The organism is Cobetia sp. Ld8, from assembly GCF_045066615.1.
Lineage (GTDB): Bacteria > Pseudomonadota > Gammaproteobacteria > Pseudomonadales > Halomonadaceae > Cobetia > Cobetia amphilecti.
Map to the genome: position 1 here is coordinate 617,609 of NZ_JBISHF010000008.1, position 19,618 is coordinate 637,226.

Genomic DNA, 19,618 nt, shown 5'->3' on the forward strand with positions numbered 1-19,618 from the left:
CAGGAGAAAACGGCATGACGCCCAAGAATCTGCTTTCCCTCATGGCCACCGCCGGCTTCCTGACGCTAGCCGGCTGCACCACCGTCGCCGACCTGACCAACAGCGGCCCGATCGACGAAGACTATGGCGATCGCACCCTGGGCGCCCAGGTGGAAGACGAGAGCATCGAGACCAAGATCGAGGTCAATCTCGGCAAGACCGATGCCCGCTTCAATGATGCCCACGTCAACGTGAACTCCTACAACGGCATGGTGCTGCTGACCGGCCAGGTCGCCAGCGACGAGCTGAAACAGAAGGCCACGGACATCGCCAAGGACGTGCGTCGTGTGCGTCAGGTGCACAATGCGCTGGAAATCAGCGCCAATGCCCCGGCCAGCCAGCGCGTGCAGGACACCTGGCTGACCACGCGCGTCAAGGCCACGCTGGCGGCGGATGCCAACATCGACTCCGGTCGCATCCTGGTACTCACCGAGAATGCCAGCGTCTACCTGATGGGTATCGTGACCCGCGCCGAAGCCGACCAGATCGTCAGCAAGGTCTCTGAAGTCGGCGGCATCCAGCGTATCGCCAAGGTCTTCGAGTACCTCGACTGATGGAGGTGGCGCACCTTGCATGCCTGACATGCAACAAAGCGCCCTGAACGAAAAGTGCCCTGAACGAAACGTACCCTGATTAAATAGTGCCCAGAATGAAAAATGCCCCGCAGGCCGAAGCCTGCGGGGCATTTTTCATGACAGGAGCGACATCAGGCGGGCAATGGCCAACCCTCATCCATCGCCCCCACCTGCGACGTGATTACTTGATCACACGCAGCGAAGGACGCCCCTTGCGCGGCGGCTTGGGCTGATCATTGTCATCAGCCCCCTGCTCGTCGCTGGCCGAGTCCGACGCCTGCTCTTCATCGGCGGCTTCGGCATCAGCGCCTGAGCTTGTCTCGACGGACGCATCCGCTGATTCCGAGGCAGGCACCTCTTCCTCGACGGGCGCACTGCCGACACTGGCCAGCGTCGGGCGCGCTGCGGCGGCCGGCTCGGCATCTGGCGCGGCTTCACCGAATGTCATCTCATCGGCACCCGGCATCACCGGCTCGTGACCGAAGACCATACCGACACCGTTTTCACGCGAATACAGCGCGACCAGGGCCGCCGTCGGCACGCTGACGTGCATCGGCTGACCACCGAAGCGGGCATTGAAGCTGACCCCTTCATTGGCGATCAACAGATCACGCACCGCACCGGGTGCGATATTGAGCACGATCTGGCCGTTCTGGACGTGTTGACGCGGAACCTGGACACCTTCCTGTTCGGCGTCCACCACGATGTACGGCGTATTGTCGTTATCCAGCAGCCACTCGTAGAGTGCGCGTGCCAGATAAGGGCGACTGGAAAGCATGGGAGAACCTCTTGAACTGCAATGAGTGTCAGCGACGACCGAAGTCCATTCCGCCAACGGGCCAACGCCCCGCACATCGCTCACATCCATCATCCACAGACTGATGAGCGAGGGCGAAAGCCCGAATGCGTGACCGAAAGATCACGCACGGATCAGATGCGCATCTCGCGCTCGGCCTCGGACAGCGACGCCTTGAAGGCATCACGCCCGAACAACCGCTCCATGTAGGTCAGCAGCGGCTTGACCTGCTTCTCCGGCAGCTCGATTCCCAGTGTCGGCAAGCGCCACAGGATCGGGGCAATGCAGGTGTCCACCAGCGAGAACTCGTCGCTCATGAAGAACGGCATGTCGTCGAAGATCGGGGAAATGCCGATCAGGCTTTCACGCAATTCCTTGCGCGCCTTGTCGGCTTCCTTCTTGGTGCCTGTCTGGATGGTTTCCATCATCGGCACCCATTCGCGCTCGATGCGGTGCATCCACAGACGGCTCTGGGCGCGCGCCACCGGATACACCGGCAACAGCGGCGGATGCGGGAAACGCTCGTCCAGATATTCCATCATGACCTTGGACTCGTAGAGCACCAGGTCGCGATCCAGCAGCGTCGGCACACTGTTGTACGGGTTCAGGTCGGCCAGTTCGGCCGGACGGCTGTCATCATCCACATCAATGATATCGACTGCCACACCCTTCTCGGCCAGCACGATCCGTACACGGTGGCTGAAGTGGTCGTCACCACCGGAGTAGAAGGTCATCGATGAACGCTTGGCCACAACACCCATGAAACTGTCCTCGCATCTGTTCGAGACATGCCCGTGTCAGCTTTTGGCCTGACAAACGGGGATAAGTTTCCTCTGGCCTGCCCTTGTCACAACGGGCCCTGCCAGAGGGTCAGCCTGCGCCACCTCGAGGCGACGCAAGCGGGCGCGCGACTGATCAGCCGCGCGCCCGTCACTGCCGGCTCGCCATTATCACTGAGACCCCGCCCCGGGGGCCATCAATGAATGTCGCGCCAGTATTCCTTCTTGAGAAGATACGCCAGCAAGGTAAAGATCAGAATGAATATTAACACCTTGGGGGCCATGCTCTCAGCCTTGAGTCGCGAAGGCTCGCCGACATAGGCCAGAAAATTGGTCAGATCCCACATCGCTTGATCAAACTCCCCTGCCGTCATGCTGCCAGGCTGGGTGATCTCTAGGATATCACAGGAGGCATAACGCCCCGTGTCGGGATCGATCTCCGCCCCCGCTACCGCCAGGTCGCTCTGCCCACAGACTTTTTCCTGCACGCCCTGCAGCGACTCCAGCACATGCGGCATGCCGACCTGGGGGAAGACCGCATTGTTCACGCCCCACGGACGTGACGCATCGCGATAGAAGCTCTTCAGATAGGTGTAGATCCAGTCAGTGCCGCGCAGACGCGCCTCGAGCGACAGATCCGGTGGCGGCGTGCCGAACCAGCCGGCCGCGTCTTCTTTCTGCATACCCGTGCGCATGGTGTCATTGATCTTGAGCGCTGGCGAGAGAATCAGATATTGCTCGACCAGGTCCTCGGGCATCCCCAGGTCCTCTGCGGCACGCGAGTAACGCTGATACTGCAGGCTATGACAGCCGAGGCAGTAATTGGTGTAAAGCTGCATGCCTCGCTGCAGCGAGGACTGATCGTGCAGATCCGGCTCCATCGTCTCCAGCGGCACCGCGCTGCTCGCCGCGCTCACCATGCCCGACCCCATCAGGCTCACTACGGCCAGCAACCCTGCTGCCAGCCCGCGTTTGAACCACTCCCTTGACCCACCCATCAGCGCGCTCATCGGCCCGTCACCCTGTCAGGCACCGCTCGCGTCGTCTCGAAGCGCGTATACAGCGGCATCAGTATGAAGAAGGCGAAATATGCCACGGTCGCCAGCTGCGCGATGATCGTGCGCTCCTGCGTGGGCGGCATCACCCCCAGCACGCCCAGCGTCACAAAACTCACCACGAAGATGACGATGGCGATACGCGACAGCCAGCCCTTGTAGCGGATCGAGCGCACCGCCGAGCGATCCAGCCACGGCAGCACGAACAGGATGGCGATCGCCAGCCCCATGACCACCACACCCCAGAACTTGGCATCCACGCCGAACAGCGGGTAATTGACCGCGCGCAACATGGCGTAGAACGGCGTGAAGTACCACACCGGCGCGATGTGCTCGGGCGTCTTGAGCGAATTGGCCGGCTCGAAGTTCGGCGTCTCCAGGAAATAGCCGCCGCCTTCGGGGAAGTAGAAGATCACCGCACAGAACACGAACAGGAAGACACCGACGCCGACGAGGTCCTTCACCGTGTAATAGGGATGGAAGGGAATGCCATCCAGCGGCTGCCCCGCCTCATCCTTCCGGTCCTTGATCTCGATGCCATCGGGATTGTTGGAGCCCACCTCGTGCAGCGCCACCAGATGCAGCACCACCAGCCCGACAATCACCAGTGGCAAGGCGATGACATGCAGCGCAAAGAAGCGGTTCAGGGTGATTCCCGAGATCAGGTAGTCGCCACGAATCATCTGCGCCAGGTCTGCCCCGATGACAGGAATCGCCGTGAACAGCGAGATGATCACCTGCGCCCCCCAGTAGGACATCTGCCCCCAGGGCAGCAGATAGCCCATGAAGGCCTCGGCCATCAGCGCCAGATAGATGCACATGCCGAAGATCCATACCAGCTCGCGAGGCGCACGGTAGGAGCCATACAGCAGGCCACGGAACATGTGCAGATAGATGACAACAAAGAAGGCCGAGGCGCCGGTGGAATGCATGTAGCGGATCAGCCAGCCGTACTCCACATCGCGCATGATGTACTCGATGGAGGCAAAGGCCTCCTCGGCACTCGGCGTATAGCTCATCGTCAGCCAGATGCCGGTCAATATCTGATTGACCAGCACCAGCAAGGCCAGCGAGCCGAAGAAGTAGAAGAAGTTGAAGTTCTTCGGCGCGTAGTAGCCAGTCAGATGGTCCTGCAGAAACTGGGTGGCCGGCAGGCGATCATCGATCCAGCGCATGATGCCGCGCGGCGCCTTGGCACGGTTTGGATTCCCCATCAGGCAGCCTCCTCGTCGACACCCACCACCAGCACCTGCTCACTCTCATAGCGATGCGGCGGCACCTCCAGATTCGAAGGCGCCGGCACCCCGGTGAAGACTCGCCCGGCGAGATCGAACTTGGACCCATGACAGGCACACAGATAGCCGCCCGGCCAGTCCGCACCGAGATCCGCCGCGCCGATCTCGGGACGATAGCCAGGCGAGCAGCCCAGGTGCGTGCAGATACCCACCAACACCACATATTCCGGCTTGATGGAGCGCAGCACGGCATCGACATAAGGGGGCTGCTGGGGACGCAGTGACTCGGGGTCCTGCAGCTCTGCGGGGGGGATGGCGCGGATATCGGCGATCATCTCGGGGGTGCGACGCACCACCCACACCGGTTTGCCGCGCCATTCGATGGTCATCTGCTGGCCGGGTGCCAGCCGCGAGATATCCGCCGTGACAGGTGCGCCTGCCGCACGGGCACGCGCACTTGGCTGCCAGGACGCCAGGAAGGGCGTTGCGATACCGACCACCCCTACCGCCCCGACCACGGTGGTTGCGCTGACGAGGAAGCGGCGTCGCCCTCGGTTCACAGCTTGATCTGACATTTTATTGTTATCTCCCAAACACTACCGCTTGATGCTGGGCCATCCACTTGCCGAGCACTTGATGCTTGCTTGTATTAAAGGGCAAGAACAGAGCGCTCACAACTCAAGAAAGCCACCTTGACCAAAGCCGCTTTCGTCAATCGTGCAGCGAGACCGCAAAAAAAACGTCCAGCACCCTTGCGGGCACTGGACGTTCTTGTGGTCGACGCGAGTTCTCTTAACGCTTGGAGAACTGCGGACGACGACGGGCCTTGCGCAGGCCGACTTTCTTACGCTCGACTTCACGGGCGTCACGAGTGACGTACCCGGCGGCGCGGAGGGCCGGACGGAAGTCTTCGTTGTAAGCCATCAGGGCACGAGTGATGCCGTGACGGATAGCGCCGGCTTGAGCAGAACCACCACCACCAGCAACAGTGACGTAGACGTCGAACTGTTCGGTAGTTTCGGTCAGCTCGAGCGGCTGACGAACAACCATGCGGCCTGTCACACGACCGAAGTAGTCGTTCAGGTCACGCTGGTTGACGGTGATTTTGCCGGTGCCCGGCTTCAGGAAGACGCGCGCGGTAGAAGTCTTGCGGCGCCCGGTACCGTAGTGCTGCTGTGTCATGGCGATGCTTCCCTCAGATGTTCAGTTCTTGCGGCTGCTGCGCAGCGTGCGGATGCTCGGAGCCAGCATAGACTTTCAGCTTGGACTGCATGGCACGACCCAGCGGGCCCTTCGGCAGCATGCCCTTGACAGCCAGTTCGATCACGCGCTCAGGCTTGTGTTCGATCATCTGGTTGAAGTTCATGGAGCGCAGGCCGCCCGGGTAACCGGTGTGACGGTAGTAGGTCTTGGCTTCTGCCTTGCGACCAGTCACAGCGACTTTCTCGGCATTGATGACGACGATGTAATCGCCAGTATCAACGTGCGGAGTGTACTCGGCTTTATGCTTGCCGCGCAGGCGACGAGCAATTTCGGTAGCCATACGGCCCAGCGTCTTGCCGGCTGCGTCGACGACGAACCAGTCACGCTGGACGGACTGCGGCTTAGCAGTAAACGTCTTCATGGATGAATCACCTATAGTCGGGTCTTGCACTTGTGTGCGCGACCAATCCCTATTTTTCTTGGTTGTCCGACGTCTGGCAGCGAGCGGCGTGCTGCTTGCGCAGTCACTGTCCTCTCATCCCCAGACTGCCCTCGCCCATCAGGAGTGAATGACTCAGGATGGCTCGAGAACCGGTCAACAGTTCGAGCGAGCGCGCATTATACATGTCATGCCCGCCTACCACAAAGGCTATTTTGCCCTTGCCGCGGGTCTCACGGCTTGTGCGGTAGCGCGAGATACTCACGCGATTGCATTTCCTGCAGACGTGACAGCGTGCGCTGGAATTCGAAATCCAGATTACCGCCGGTATAGAGGTCCTCGACGGGCGTCGCGGCGCTCATCAGCAGCTTGACGCCACGGTCATAGAACTCATCGACCATGTTGATGAAACGACGCACCTGGTCGTCGCTGTCGCGCCCCATCTGCGGCACCTCGGACACCAGCACGGTGTGGAACTCACGCGCCAGCTCAATGTAGTCATTCTGGCTACGCGGGCCATCACACAGCTCATCGAAGTGGAACCACACCACGTCTTCATGGCGACGCAGGGCGTGCAGCACGCGATGATTGATGCTCAGACCTTCATCGGCATGGCCTTCGGCACCGGCGATGGAGCGGAATTCCCGCGCCAGCCGCGCGGCACTGTCGTCGCCCAGCGGGCTATGGAAGAGCTCGGCGTGCTCCAGCGCGCGCAGGCGGTAGTCGATGCCGGAATCGACGTTGACCACCGTGCAGTGACGCTTGACCAGGTCGATCGCCGGCAGGAAGCGCGCCCGCTGCAGGCCGTCCTTGTAGAGGTCATCCGGCACGATATTGGAGGTCGCGACCAGCACCACGCCCTGCTTGAACAGCTCTTCGAACAAGGTGGCGAGAATCATCGCATCAGTGATGTCCTTGACGAAGAATTCGTCAAAGCAGATCACGCGCGCCTCGACGGCGAACTTGGCCGCCACCAGGGTCAGCGGGTTCTTCTCGCCCTTGTAGTGGCCGAGTTCATTGTGGACACGCTGCATGAAGCGGTGGAAGTGCGTGCGCATCTTGTCGGCAAACGGCAGGCTCTCGTAGAAGGTATCGACGAGATAGGTCTTGCCGCGCCCCACGCCGCCCCAGAAGTAGAGGCCCATGATCTCGGGCGCTTCATCGACAGGCGCCGTGCGTGACGGCTTGCCGAACAGACGACGCACCTTGGAGCCCAGCCCGCCGCCACCCGTCGCGTCGGACACCTTGTCGGGCGTCTGGCGCGGCGTGCGCACGAGGTCGTCGTAGAGACGCTGCAGATGGCGAACCGCATCTTCCTGGGCGGCATCGTAGGCAAAGTCATCACGCTTGAGGTCTGCCTGGTACTTCTCGAGAGGCGTCGGTGCTGGCATTGAGAAACCCGCTGCAGGTCAGGCGCCACGCTCTGGCGCACGCCTGACATGAAAGGAACAAGATCACGCCTGACCCGACACGGCGGGCAGGCAAGGACGAAATTGCGCGGCATTATACGCCTTGATGGCCACTTTACCCACTCACCGGCCAGCAATCGGCTGCGCCGACAGGCGACCAAGGTCGCGCGCCGCGTGAATTGACGCATCGCTGCACCACACCGATATAATGGCGCGTGGACGCTTTTGAAACGCAAGCGGCACGAAAGACCGGGTCACGAAAGACCGAGTCACGAAAGACAGAGCAAAGAAAGAGACACGCAAGACTGACGCAAGAAGGACAGCGGCAAGCGGCGCTGACCTGCTGGACACCAGACCGATCCCGAGATCGGCGTGATGGAACATCATTGAATACCGGCATCGTATCTCAGCGCTACCATGCCCCAGCGGTGACGATCACCGCAGTCGTGACACAAGGAGAGCGACGTGAACGAGAGCAACATTGACTGGATCCTGGCCATTGCCTGTTTTCTGGCTGGCATCGGTATCGGCGCCTTGTGCTACCACCTGCTGAATGCCAACGTGGCCCGCAATCAGAAGACCCGCCAGAAGCTGGCTGAGCGCGAGCTGGAGCTGACCCAGTTCCGCGATGCCCTCAACGACCACTTCTCCAAGGCCGGCGACCTGACCGACCAGATCCAGCGCGCCGGCAATGAGCTGCGCCAGCATCTGGCCACTGGCGCCACCGCGCTGTGCGATGACAGCCAGCTCAAGCGCCGCCTGCTGGACACTGACACCACGCCGGACGACAGCGAGACCGACAAGGTCGACCTGCCGCGTGATTACGCCGACAACCGTGGCACCCTGTCAGAGGACTTCGGCCTCAAGCCACAACCGAGTGAAGGCGAGACACCGGCCACCAACCCGCCGCGTATCTGATCGCCCTGCTGTCGTGAACCTCTCACAGCATCTGAAAACGACAGCGACAACGACAACGGCCACCTCTCGAGGTGGCCGTTGTCGTTTCCGGCATCAGATGTCACGCCGGGTTGTCGATATCCACGAAGCGGTGCTCCACACCATGTTCGGTGGCCAGCCACTCGCCGAGAGCCCGCACACCGTCACGCTCGGTTGCATGATGGCCCGCCGCGAAGTAGGTCACTCCCTCTTCACGGGCGCTATGGGTGGTGCGCTCGGAGATCTCGCCCGAGAGGAAGGCATCGACACCGGCCTCGATGGCCAGACCGATATAGTCCTGAGCGCCGCCGGTGCACCAGGCAATGCGCTTGATGGGGCGATCATGGCCGGCCACGACCAGCACCTCACGCCCGAGACGCCGGCTGAACTCGGCCCCCAGCGCGGTGCTGTCCAGCCCTTCCACCTCAGGGGCCAGACGCCCGACATGCACCAGGCCACGCCCGGGCACGCCATCCAGGCAGCCTTCACTGACCAGCCCCAGACGCTCGGCCAGCTGAGCATTGTTGCCAAGTGTCGGGTGCGCATCCAACGGCAGGTGATAGGCCGCCAGATTGATGTCATTGGCCAGCAAGGTCTTGAGGCGCCGACGTTTCATGCCGGTGATCTGGGCCGGCTCGTTCTTCCAGAAGTAGCCGTGATGCACCAGCACCAGGTCCGCCTGCCAGACGAGCGCCTCATCAAGCAGCGCCTGACTGGCCGTCACGCCGGTCATCACGCGGCGCACCTCACGGCGCCCCTCCACCTGCAAGCCATTGACGGTATAGTCCTTGAAGGCCTGCGCCTCCAGACAGCCATCCAGCGCCTTCATCAGCGTGTCACGATCAGCCATTGGGCCTCCAGCAGTCAGAGTCATCGAGTGTTACACTGGCGAGCATTGTAACGGCGCATCGGCGCCATGTAAGCGTGTCGCGCCTTGACCGGGGCCATCCCTTCGCGTGGCACGTGGATCTTCAGGCTATTCATCTTCATGTCCGCAGCATCGCGTCGGTGCGCGGACTTTTTATCAGGTAATCCGATGCCCCGTTCTCTTCGCAGCACACTGCTCCCGCTACTGTGGCCCGTCGTCACCGGCGTCCTGCTGGCCGTCGTCGTGCTGGATCGCTTTCCGACGCTGGGCCTGGGCGAGCCCGCCCCGCAGCAGAACGAGCAGGCAGGCAACACCCCCTACCCGAGCCCGTCACAGAACCCTGCCGCCAATCAGCAGGTGCTGCCGCCTCCGAGCCTGACACTGTCAGCGGCTCAGCGCGAGGAATCGGCAGACCCGGTACTGCGTGAAGCACCGCCGCTGCAGCGCAACAGCGGCCCGGCCAGCTATCAGGCCGCGGTGGACGCCGCCGCACCGGCGGTGGTCAACATCTACTCCTCGCGCGAGATCAAGGACGACAGCAAGCATCCGCTGATGTCCGACCCCTTCTTCAATCAGTTCTACGGGGAAGACGCCCTGCGCAGCCAGCGCATGCTGTCGAGCCTGGGCTCCGGCGTCATTCTCTCCAGTGACGGCTATATCCTGACCAACAACCACGTCATCCAGGGCGCCGACCAGATTCAGGTCGCCTTGCGCGATGGCCGCGAGACATTCGCCAAGGTCGTGGGTGTGGACCCGGAATCTGACCTTGCGGCGCTCAAGATCGACCTCGACAACCTGCCCACCGTGGCGATCGCCGATTCCACCCAGGTCCACGTCGGCGATGTCTCGCTGGCGATCGGCAACCCCTTCGGGGTCGGCCAGACGGTCACCATGGGCATCATCTCGGCCACCGGACGCAATCATCTTGGCCTCAACGCCTATGAAGACTTCATCCAGACCGATGCCGCGATCAACCCCGGCAACTCCGGCGGCGCGCTGATCAACACCGACGGCTCACTGGTCGGCATCAATACCGCCATCTATTCGCGCTCCGGCGGCTCGCAGGGCATCGGCTTCGCCATCCCCGCCAACCTGGCGCGCGACATTCTCGAATCACTGGTCGACCACGGGCGCGTGATTCGTGGCTGGCTGGGACTGGAAGTGCAGGAGCTGACGCCGTCGCTGGCGCACTCCTTCGGCCTGAGCGCCCCGCAAGGCGTGGTGGTGGCCGCCGTGCTGCGTGACGGCCCTGCCGCGCGTGCCGGCCTGCGTCCGGGCGATATCCTGACTGCCATCGGCGGCAAGCGCCTGCTGGATGCTCGCCTGGCGATGGCCGACATCGCCGCCGTCAAACCCGGCAATGCGCTGGAGTTGCGCCTGCTGCGTGACGGCAAAACGCTGGACATCGACGTCAAGGTCGGCGAGCGCCCGATTCCCGACAACACACCGGCGGCCGTCGAGCCGTCCCTGCAGGACAAGGGCTGAAGCGGAGCATCGGCGCAGCGCCTTGGGCAGAACACCCGCCCCATGATGACAAGAAGCCCCGCGACGGAGACCGTCGCGGGGCTTTTTTACTGACCAGACAAGGCTCAGCCTCAGTCTCAGTTTCAGGCTCAGCCTCAGTCGAGAATACGATTCTCGGCACTGCGCGCATGCGCCGTCAGTGACTCGCCACGCGCCAGTACCGAGGCAGTACGCCCAAGCACTGACGCGCCCTCTGGCGAGCACTGAATCAGTGAGGAGCGCTTCTGGAAGTCATAGACGCCCAGCGGCGAGGAGAAGCGCGCGGTGCCGGAGGTCGGCAGCACGTGATTCGGCCCGGCGCAGTAATCGCCCAGCGCCTCGGAGGTGTGCGAGCCCATGAAGATGGCGCCGGCGTGACGCACGCCCTCGACCCACTCCTCGGGATTCGCCACCGAGAGCTCCAGGTGCTCCGGCGCGATGCGGTTGGTCAGCTCCAGTGCCTGCTCCGGTCCGCTGACGCGAATCAGGGCACCGCGCTCACGCAGCGAGGTCAGGATGATCTCGGCACGCTCCATGGTCGGCGCCAGGCGCTCGATGGAGGCCTCGACGGCGGCCAGATGCTCGTCATCCCACCCGATCAGGATCGCCTGGGCATCTTCGTCGTGCTCAGCCTGGGAGAACAGGTCCATCGCCAGCCAGTCCGGGTCGGTCACGCCATCGCTGACCACCAGAATCTCGGACGGCCCGGCGATCATGTCGATACCGACCTGACCGAACACCGCACGCTTGGCAGTCGCCACGTAGATGTTGCCGGGGCCGACGATCTTGTCAACGCGCGGCACGGTCTCGGTGCCATAGGCCAGTGCCGCCACGGCCTGGGCGCCGCCGATGGTGAAGACACGATCGATGCCCGCCAGGTGCGCCGCGGCCAGCACCAGCTCATTGACCACGCCGTCCGGCGTCGGCACGACCATGATGATCTCGCGCACGCCCGCGACATGCGCCGGAATCGCGTTCATCAGCACGGAAGACGGATAGGCCGCCTTGCCGCCCGGCACGTAGATCCCGGCGCGGTCCAGCGGCGTGACCTTCTGACCCAGCAGGCTGCCGTGCTCGTCCTTGAAGGACCAGCTTTCCGGCTTCTGATGCTCGTGATAGACACGCACACGCTCGGCAGCCACGGCCAGCGCCTCGCGCTGATCCGCCGGCAGGTCGGCATAGGCCTGGGCCAGACGCTCGGCACCGATGACCAGCTCGGCCATGCTCGAGACATTCAGGCGGTCGAAGCGGTTGGAGAACTCCACCAGCGCCGCATCGCCTTCCTGCTTGACGCGCGCGAGGATGTCGGTGACACGATGCTGAACCTCGGCATCGGACACGCCCTCCCATGACAGCAAGCGGTCCAGGCGGGCAGTAAAATCGGTATCACGGCTATCAAGCCGGTTGATCAAGGTATCCATGCGAACCTCTTTTCTCATTGCTTGGCAGAGAAGGCTGAACCGGACGGGCACTGTCCAGCGCCTGCCCGCATCATCTTGATAAGCATCGTGATGAACATCTTGATAAGCATCGTGACGAGCAGGGGCGGCAGCTGGCGTTTCGAGAGTCATCTTCTGCCACGGTCATCTATCCGACCTTGGGTATCCATCGGGTCGATGCCAACAGCACGCGGCCATCACGCCTCGCGGCGGGCTTCCACGGCCTGACGCAGGCGATCGATCAGCGGCTTGAGGCGATCATGCTTCATGGTCATGGCGGCCTTGTTGACCACCAGACGCGTGCTGATGTCGGTGATCAGCTCACGCGGTTCCATACCGTTGGCACGCAGGGTGTTGCCGGTGTCGACGATATCGACGATCTCGTCGGCCAGATTCATCAGCGGGGCCAGTTCCATCGCGCCGTAGAGCTTGATGACTTCGGCCTGGATGCCCTGCTCGGCGTAATAGCGACGCGCGACATCGACGAACTTGGTCGCGACACGGCGGCGAGCGCCCTGCTGCTGCTGACCGACGACACCGGCAGTCATCAGGCGGCACTTGGCGATTTCAAGATCCAGCGGCTCGTACAGGCCTTCGGCACCATGCTCGAGCAGCACGTCCTTGCCGGCGATACCGAGATCGGCGGCACCCAGCTGCACGTAGGTCGGCACGTCGGTGGCACGGATGATGACCAGCTTGACGTCCGGCAGATTGGTATCGAAGAGCAGCTTGCGGCTCTTGTCGAGATCTTCCAGCGGCTCGATGCCAGCGTCAGCCAGCAGCGGCAGGGTTTCCTTGAGGATACGCCCCTTGGAGAGGGCGACGACCAGTTGCTTGCTCATGGGGTATTCGCCCGTGCTTGTACGTAGGAATTCGGCACGCGCTGCCGGTCAATCAAGGCCGACAGCGCGAGGTGGGGCACTGATCAGCCGGCGGAGCGACGGATGATCACGTTCAGCCCGGACAGCTTCTCTTCGATGCACTCGTAACCGCGGTCGATGTGATAGATGCGGTCGACCATGGTCTCGCCGTCGGCGACGATCGCCGCGATCACCAGCGAGGCAGAGGCGCGCAGGTCCGTCGCCATCACCGGCGCGCCGGACAGGCGCTCGGTGCCGGTCACGACTGCGGTGTTGCCCTCGAGCGCGATGTGGGCGCCCATGCGGTTGAGCTCCTGCACGTGCATGAAGCGGTTCTCGAAGATGGTCTCGATCACGGTGCTGGTGCCTTCCGCGACCGCATTCATCGCCACGAACTGGGCCTGCATGTCGGTGGGGAATGCCGGGTACGGCGCCGTGCGGATATTGACTGCCTTCGGGCGCTTGCCGTGCATGTCAAGCTCGATCCAGTCATCACCGGTGGTGATGGTGGCACCGGCTTCTTCCAGCTTGGCCAGTACGGCGTCCAGGGTGTCGGCGCGCGTACGCGTGACACGCACCTTGCCGCGCGAGGCAGCCGCCGCGACCAGGAAGGTACCGGTCTCGATGCGGTCCGGCATGACGGAGTATTCACAGCCGTGCAGCTTCTCGACACCGTCGATGACGATGGTGTCGGAGCCCTGGCCTGTAATCTTCGCGCCCATCGCGATCAGGCACTCGGCCAGATCGACGACTTCCGGCTCACGCGCAGCGTTTTCCAGCACGGTGCGGCCATCGGCCAGGGTCGCGGCCATCAGCAGGTTCTCGGTGCCGGTGACGGTCACGACGTCAAAGACGATGCGCGCGCCCTTCAGGCGGCCACCCGGCGCCTTGGCGCGGATATAGCCATTCTCGACCGTGATCTCGGCCCCCATCGCCTCCAGGCCACGGATGTGCAGATCCACCGGACGCGAGCCGATGGCGCAGCCACCCGGCAGCGAGACCTCGGCACTGCCGAAGTGCGCCAGCAGCGGGCCAAGCACCAGAATCGAGGCACGCATCTTCTTGACCAGCTCATAGGGCGCGTGACAATGCTCGACCTTGGAGCCATCCAGCTGCACGGTCATGTTGTCGCCCATCACCGGCTCGACGCCCATGCGCCCGAGCAGCTCGAGGCTGGTCGTGATGTCCTGCAGATGCGGCAGGTTGCTGATGGTCACGGGACCTTCCGACAGCAGCGTGGCTGCCAGAATGGGCAGTGCCGAATTCTTGGCGCCGCTGGCCCAGACTTCCCCGTTGACCGGCCCGTTGCCAGTGATGATCAGCTTATCCATGAAATGTTCCGGTCAACCCTGAGCGTTGCCGGCGGCAGCTTCGAACTGCGCCGGGGTATAGGTACGAATGCTGATGGCATGCAGCGCGCCAGAGCGGATCTCGTCATTGAGTGCGGAGTAGACCAGCTGCTGGGCCTTGACGCGGCTCAGCTCGGCAAAGACATCCCCCACGGCGACGACCTGGAAATTGCAGCCCTCACCCTGGATATGAAAATCGACGTTCTCGATACGAGCCTCGAGCAGGGCCTTGACATCATTCGGTTGCATGACGGGCGGTGACTCCTTCGCGGTACATGTCGGGATCGTGGCAGGGAATCCTTGCGCGACGATCGATGCGATATGACCGCACATGGTAATCAAAAGCGCGCGGGAACGCGATTGGCAGTCAATCGCTGCCTCCACGTTGCCGCGCGCATGAATGGCGATACGGACAAGCCTCGAGCCTCCAGCAGAGCGGTGCGGCCTGACAGACGGCCAGGCCGCCGCTGACTCAGGACGTCTCGAGTGACAGCGGGGGCTCTGCGCTGATCTCGGCGACATTCAGCCCCGGCAGCAGGTTTTCCAGTCCGGAGACTGCCGCCAGTCGGCTCAATGCGGGAGACAGCGCGAGGTGAGCGACATGCCCACCATGCTCCGCCAGATGGCGCTGCCACTCGAGCAGTACGCTCAGGGTGGCGGTACTGGCGCTATCCACGCCGCACAGATCGATGGAAACCCCATCCTCGCGGCGCCCCAGCCATTTCCTGCCGGAATCCGCCAGCTCTGCGGCATTGTCGAAATCCGGCTGGCCACTCAGGCTCAGCCGTGCGTCACCGGCTTCCAGCGTGACGCCCTCGCGATCGAAGAGAGTTTTCATGGTCATGGCGACGACAGGGCTCAGCTGTTGCCCTGATCCCCCTCACCCTTCTCGAGATCGACATCCGGCTGCCAGCCCTTGATGACGGCATCGATATCGCGGCCGTTGTCACGCATGGCCTGATCGAACTGGTTGCGGAAGGTCAGGCCCAGGTTGACGCCATTGACGATCACGTTGACCACCTTCCACTCGTCGTTGCGCAGACGCATGGAATAGGCCACCGGGTAGACCTTGCCCTTGGTATCGACCACGTCCATGTAGACGGTGTCCTGGTCTTCATAGCGACGCTCGCCTTCGCTGTCCTTCACGTCCAGCCTGGCATAATCGAAGCTCACCAGACCCTTGGCGTAGGTACCGATCAGGGTGTCATGGAAGACCTTGGAGAATTCGGTGCGCTGCTCAGGAGAGGCGCCCTTGAAGTACTTGCCCATCACGCTGGCGGCGATGTAGCGATAATCCACCACCGGCTTCAGCGCGGAATCCACCAGGGTTTCCAGCTCGTCGACGTTGTCCTTGTAGTAGCTCTCGCGGCTATCGATCTTGGTGGTCAGGCCCTCGACCGTGTCGCGCAGCAGCACGTCCGGCTCCTGCGGGGCGGCCATGGCCAGCGGGCTCAGCGCCATCAGGGCGGACAGGCTCAGCACGCTCAACGGACGAATCAGCTTCTTGAGGCTAGAGGTCATCGGGGTTGCTCCTTGAAAATGTACATCGTGCTCGAACGTGAAACCGCAGGCACCGAGTCAGGTCTGTCGGTGCATCACACGCGTGCGCCGGGTGCCTGCACTTCGATGAACAGCGCATCGAGAATCAACACTTCGAGAGTCAGCTCTTCGAAAAATTGGACACGAACTGCTGGATCAACTCTTCCAGCACCAGTGCAGACTGGGTATCGCGAATGGTATCGCCGTCCTCCAGCACGTCCGGGTCTCCCCCGGTGCTCAGGCCGATGTACTGCTCGCCCAGCAGGCCGGACGTCAGGATGGCGGCGGTGGTGTCCTTGCTCAGCTTGCCACGCAGGCTGCTGTCCAGCTTCATCGTGACACGGGCGTCAAACCACTTCGGGTCCAGCTCGATCTTCTCGACGCTGCCGACGGCAACACCTGCCATCGTGACCTTTGACCGCGCCTTGAGGCTTCCGATCCCTGAGAAGTTGGCATTGAGCACGAAGGTGTCATCGGCCTGCTGGAAAGTGACGCCGCTGACACGCAGTCCCAGGAAGACCATTCCCAGGAAACCAGCGAGTATGAACAGGCCCACGCCGAACTCGAGCATGCGGGTACGTTTCATCAAATCTCTCCGAACATGACGGCCGTGAGGACAAAGTCGAGTCCCAGCACCGCCAAAGATGAATAAACCACGGTACGTGTGGTGGCGCGCGAAATGCCTTCCGAGGTCGGGATCAGGTCATAGCCCTGGAAGACGGCGATCCAGCTGACCACCAGCCCGAAGACCAGTGACTTGATGACGCCGTTCATGACATCACCGATGAAATCGACGTTCGACTGCATGCTGCTCCAGTAGGCGCCCTCGTAGATGCCCAGCCAGTCGACCCCCACCAGCTTGCCGCCCCAGATGCCGACGACACTGAAGCCGATGGTCAGCAGCGGCAGCGAGACGAACCCGGCCCACAGGCGCGGCGCGACGATGCGCTTGAGCGGATCGACACCGATCATCTCCATGCTGGTCAACTGCTCGGTGGCCTTCATCAGGCCGATCTCCGCCGTCAGCGCCGACCCCGCACGCCCGGCAAACAGCAAGGCCGCGACCACTGGCGCCAGCTCGCGCAGCAGTGACAGCGACACCATCTGCCCCAGCGCCTCCTCGGCGCCGAAACCGACCAGAATGGTGTAGCCCTGCAGCGCCAGCACCATGCCGATGAACAGCCCCGAGACCAGCACGATGGCCAGCGACAGCACACCGACGAAGTGCATCTGCCGTACCCACAGGCCGATGCCCTCACGGGACGGAATGCCGATACCGGCCTGCACCAGCAGCATGCCGGCACGCCCGATGGCCGCGATCACGTCGATGCTGCTGCGGCCCAGTGACGTGATGGCCCCGAGCGGGCCACGATTCAGACCACTCATGACTCTCTCCTGCGGGTTGCCGATTCGCGACCATCGAGAATGTCGCCGGCGAAGTCCGGGGCGGGGTAATGGAAGGGCACCGGGCCATCCGGCTTGCCGTGGATGAACTGGGCCACGCGCGGGTCCGACTCGGCGTTCAGCGCCTCGGGGGTGCCCTGTGCCATCACCTTGCCATCGGCGATCACATAGACGTAATCAGCGATGGTCAGCGTTTCCTTGATGTCGTGCGAGACCACCAGCGCCGTCATGCCCAGCGCATCATTGAGGCGCCGGATCAGATTGACCAGCACGCCCATCGAGATGGGGTCCTGCCCGGCAAAGGGCTCGTCGTACATGATGAGGTCCGGGTCCAGCGCGATGGCTCGCGCCAGCGCCACACGCCGCGTCATGCCGCCGGAGAGTTCGGCCGGCATCAATTCACGCGCGCCGCGCAGCCCGACGGACTCGAGCTTGATCAGCACGATGTCACGAATCATCGCATCAGGGAGATCAGTATGGACGCGCAGCGGGAAGGCGACGTTCTCGAACACGCTCAGGTCAGAGAACAGGGCACCGCTCTGAAACAGCATGCCCATGCGACGGCGCATGCGAAACAGCTCGCGCCGCGACAGGCCATGCACGTGCAAGCCGGCGATCTCGACGCGCCCCGCCGAGGGCGTCAACTGGCCGCCGATCAACTTGAGCAGTGTCGTCTTGCCGGTACCGGAAGGCCCCATGATGGCGGTTATCTTGCCGCGCGGGATCTTGAGGTCGATGCCGGAGAATATCTCGCGTTCTCCACGGGTGAACCGCAGGCCTTCGACACGAATCAGGGCGTCATCGAGATTGATCTCGCCTGCCGCGCCGCGTGAAGAAGCCTGCGCATCCTGGCCGTCCGCACCCGTCCGGGTTGCGGTCTGACCGGGCAAATCAGTCATAGAAGCATCCGCTGTGAGGGACCTTCGCCGTGACGAGCCACACGCAGTCGGCTCGCGAACAGGTCGAATGTCCGAGTCATGGGATCCAAGGATCAAGTTAGTTAGCGAACATCGTATCCGAACCCACCCCTGTGCCGCCAGTCTCATCAAGGCAACAGAGCCGTGCCGCGGGTGGTGATGCGCACAACAATGCGCTCGGCAGCACGCTCGACAATGGGAACATGGCCACTGTCTTGCAAAGGATTGGGGGGATGCGTTTAATGGCGCGGTTCCCGGCGATACGCCACCGCCCTGCCCCCTGCCCCGAGAGTTCTGATGCTATATCCCATCCTTGCAGTCGTCATCGGCCTGATTGGTCTTGTCTGGAGTGCTGATCGCTTCGTCGAAGGAGCCGCGGCCACTGCGTGGCGCGCCGGGATGAGCAAGCTGCTGATCGGGATGACCATCGTCTCCGTCGGCACCTCTGCCCCCGAGATCGTCGTCTCCATCATGGCCTCTCTTGATGGCACTCCGGATATCGCGACCGGCAATGCGCTGGGCTCCAACATCGCCAATATCGGCCTGGTGCTCGGCGTCACGGCGTTGATCGCCCCGATTCCGGTGCATTTCGGGCTGGTGCGCCGCGAGCTTCCGCTGCTGCTGGCGGCCACGGCGCTGGGCGGTTATGCGCTGTCCAACAGCGGGCTCGAGCGTCTCGATGGCATCCTGTTGCTGGCCCTGCTGGTCTTCACGCTGGTGTGGCTGTTCAAGGTCGATTCGCCGAGCGAGGCGGAAAGCCAGGATGACGTGCCCGAGATGAGCACCGGACGCGCCATCTTCTGGCTGCTGGTCGGGCTGGCGGTGCTGATCGCCAGCTCGCGTGCGCTGGTGTGGGGGGCGACCGACATCGCCCAGGCACTCGGCGTGCCGGAATTGATCATCGGCCTGACCGTGATCGCCATCGGCACCAGCCTGCCGGAACTGGCCGCCAGCGTGGCCAGCGCTCTCAAGCGCCATCACGACATCGCCATCGGCAACGTCATCGGTTCCAACCTGTTCAACATCCTCGCCGTGCTGCCCGTGCCGGGCCTGCTGGCGCCGGGCCCGGTGGATGGCAGCGCCATCAGCCGTGACTATCCGGTGATGCTGGGGCTGACGCTGCTGCTGGCCGCGCTGCTCATCTGGCAGCGCCGTGGGCGCATCGGCCGCGGCCCAGGTGTTATCCTGCTCGCCTGCTATCTGGCCTACACGGCCTGGCTTGCCATCAGCCTGACTCGCTGACGGCAGCGTCTTCATCATCGTTTGCCACGCC

General features: G+C 62.9%; 22 protein-coding genes. 4 read left to right on the plus strand and 18 right to left on the minus strand.

All coding sequences use genetic code 11. From position 1 onward, the window contains the following. Positions 1–14: 14 nt before the first annotated feature. Positions 15–593, plus strand: a complete 579-nt coding sequence (locus tag ACJJV2_RS13580; RefSeq protein WP_054555092.1) for a BON domain-containing protein — start codon at positions 15–17, stop codon at positions 591–593. Between the two features lie 202 nt (positions 594–795). On the opposite strand, the gene ACJJV2_RS13585 is transcribed toward ACJJV2_RS13580, so the two are convergent. The 8 genes from ACJJV2_RS13585 to zapE all read right to left on the minus strand — a co-directional run bounded on the left by ACJJV2_RS13585 (position 796) and on the right by zapE (position 7,512). Then, a complete protein-coding gene (locus tag ACJJV2_RS13585) occupies positions 796–1,392 on the minus strand; it encodes a ClpXP protease specificity-enhancing factor (RefSeq protein ID WP_131431375.1) in 597 nt (198 codons plus the stop codon). A 152-nt stretch (positions 1,393–1,544) separates the two neighbouring features. Then, on the minus strand, positions 1,545–2,171 hold the full coding sequence (gene sspA, locus ACJJV2_RS13590; protein WP_043332516.1) for a stringent starvation protein SspA: 627 nt from the start codon (positions 2,169–2,171) through the stop codon (positions 1,545–1,547). A 215-nt stretch (positions 2,172–2,386) separates the two neighbouring features. Next, on the minus strand, positions 2,387–3,187 hold the full coding sequence (locus ACJJV2_RS13595; protein ID WP_405281674.1) for a cytochrome c1: 801 nt from the start codon (positions 3,185–3,187) through the stop codon (positions 2,387–2,389). 8 nt (positions 3,188–3,195) lie between these two features. Beyond that, positions 3,196–4,458 carry a cytochrome bc complex cytochrome b subunit gene (locus ACJJV2_RS13600; protein ID WP_107335416.1) on the minus strand — a complete coding sequence of 421 codons (1,263 nt, stop codon included), beginning with the start codon at positions 4,456–4,458 and terminating at the stop codon, positions 3,196–3,198. Further along, complete coding sequence (gene petA, locus ACJJV2_RS13605; RefSeq protein ID WP_043332520.1) at positions 4,458–5,054, minus strand: ubiquinol-cytochrome c reductase iron-sulfur subunit; 597 nt, start codon at positions 5,052–5,054, stop codon at positions 4,458–4,460. The genes ACJJV2_RS13600 and petA overlap by 1 nt, the downstream gene beginning before the upstream one ends. Positions 5,055–5,271: 217 nt before the next feature. After that, positions 5,272–5,661 carry a 30S ribosomal protein S9 gene (rpsI, locus tag ACJJV2_RS13610; protein ID WP_043332522.1) on the minus strand — a complete coding sequence of 130 codons (390 nt, stop codon included), beginning with the start codon at positions 5,659–5,661 and terminating at the stop codon, positions 5,272–5,274. Between the two features lie 13 nt (positions 5,662–5,674). Then, positions 5,675–6,103, minus strand: a complete 429-nt coding sequence (rplM, locus tag ACJJV2_RS13615; protein ID WP_043332524.1) for a 50S ribosomal protein L13 — start codon at positions 6,101–6,103, stop codon at positions 5,675–5,677. 251 nt (positions 6,104–6,354) lie between these two features. After that, entirely contained in the window at positions 6,355–7,512 is a 1,158-nt protein-coding gene (gene zapE, locus ACJJV2_RS13620) for a cell division protein ZapE (RefSeq protein ID WP_043332526.1), read from the minus strand. 483 nt (positions 7,513–7,995) lie between these two features. On the opposite strand from zapE, the gene ACJJV2_RS13625 reads away from it, so the two are divergent. After that, the gene (locus tag ACJJV2_RS13625; RefSeq protein ID WP_405281678.1) at positions 7,996–8,448 is read left to right on the plus strand and encodes a YhcB family protein; all 453 of its coding nucleotides are present in this window, start codon (positions 7,996–7,998) and stop codon (positions 8,446–8,448) included. 100 nt (positions 8,449–8,548) lie between these two features. On the opposite strand, the gene ACJJV2_RS13630 is transcribed toward ACJJV2_RS13625, so the two are convergent. After that, entirely contained in the window at positions 8,549–9,316 is a 768-nt protein-coding gene (locus ACJJV2_RS13630) for a Nif3-like dinuclear metal center hexameric protein (protein ID WP_405281681.1), read from the minus strand. A gap of 186 nt (positions 9,317–9,502) precedes the next feature. Here ACJJV2_RS13630 and ACJJV2_RS13635 point away from each other — a divergent pair, with 186 nt between their 5' ends. After that, complete coding sequence (locus ACJJV2_RS13635) at positions 9,503–10,819, plus strand: S1C family serine protease (RefSeq protein WP_405281684.1); 1,317 nt, start codon at positions 9,503–9,505, stop codon at positions 10,817–10,819. Positions 10,820–10,953: 134 nt separating this feature from the next. Here ACJJV2_RS13635 and hisD read toward each other — a convergent pair whose 3' ends face one another. The 9 genes from hisD to ACJJV2_RS13680 form a co-directional block, all read right to left on the minus strand. Beyond that, positions 10,954–12,258, minus strand: coding sequence for a histidinol dehydrogenase (hisD, locus tag ACJJV2_RS13640; protein WP_107335420.1), 1,305 nt, complete (start codon positions 12,256–12,258; stop codon positions 10,954–10,956). A 215-nt stretch (positions 12,259–12,473) separates the two neighbouring features. Beyond that, a complete protein-coding gene (gene hisG, locus ACJJV2_RS13645; RefSeq protein ID WP_043332537.1) occupies positions 12,474–13,118 on the minus strand; it encodes an ATP phosphoribosyltransferase in 645 nt (214 codons plus the stop codon). A gap of 83 nt (positions 13,119–13,201) precedes the next feature. Further along, a complete protein-coding gene (gene murA / locus ACJJV2_RS13650) occupies positions 13,202–14,467 on the minus strand; it encodes a UDP-N-acetylglucosamine 1-carboxyvinyltransferase (protein ID WP_405281689.1) in 1,266 nt (421 codons plus the stop codon). 12 nt (positions 14,468–14,479) lie between these two features. Then, positions 14,480–14,734: a BolA family protein gene (locus tag ACJJV2_RS13655; protein ID WP_043332541.1), complete on the minus strand. Its 255-nt coding sequence runs from the start codon at positions 14,732–14,734 to the stop codon at positions 14,480–14,482. A gap of 223 nt (positions 14,735–14,957) precedes the next feature. Further along, positions 14,958–15,329 (minus strand): lipid asymmetry maintenance protein MlaB, encoded by a 372-nt coding sequence (locus ACJJV2_RS13660; RefSeq protein WP_054555102.1) that lies wholly within the window; start codon positions 15,327–15,329, stop codon positions 14,958–14,960. Between the two features lie 14 nt (positions 15,330–15,343). Beyond that, a complete protein-coding gene (locus tag ACJJV2_RS13665; protein ID WP_043332543.1) occupies positions 15,344–16,006 on the minus strand; it encodes a phospholipid-binding protein MlaC in 663 nt (220 codons plus the stop codon). Between the two features lie 139 nt (positions 16,007–16,145). After that, complete coding sequence (gene mlaD / locus ACJJV2_RS13670; RefSeq protein ID WP_043332545.1) at positions 16,146–16,610, minus strand: outer membrane lipid asymmetry maintenance protein MlaD; 465 nt, start codon at positions 16,608–16,610, stop codon at positions 16,146–16,148. Next, positions 16,610–17,410: a lipid asymmetry maintenance ABC transporter permease subunit MlaE gene (gene mlaE, locus ACJJV2_RS13675; protein WP_043332547.1), complete on the minus strand. Its 801-nt coding sequence runs from the start codon at positions 17,408–17,410 to the stop codon at positions 16,610–16,612. Before mlaE ends, mlaD begins: the two co-directional genes overlap by 1 nt. Continuing rightward, positions 17,407–18,327, minus strand: coding sequence for an ABC transporter ATP-binding protein (locus ACJJV2_RS13680; RefSeq protein ID WP_082388135.1), 921 nt, complete (start codon positions 18,325–18,327; stop codon positions 17,407–17,409). Before ACJJV2_RS13680 ends, mlaE begins: the two co-directional genes overlap by 4 nt. Before the next feature lie 315 nt (positions 18,328–18,642). On the opposite strand from ACJJV2_RS13680, the gene ACJJV2_RS13685 reads away from it, so the two are divergent. Further along, positions 18,643–19,587, plus strand: coding sequence for a calcium/sodium antiporter (locus tag ACJJV2_RS13685; protein WP_043332549.1), 945 nt, complete (start codon positions 18,643–18,645; stop codon positions 19,585–19,587). The last annotated feature ends 31 nt before the right edge of the window (positions 19,588–19,618 follow it).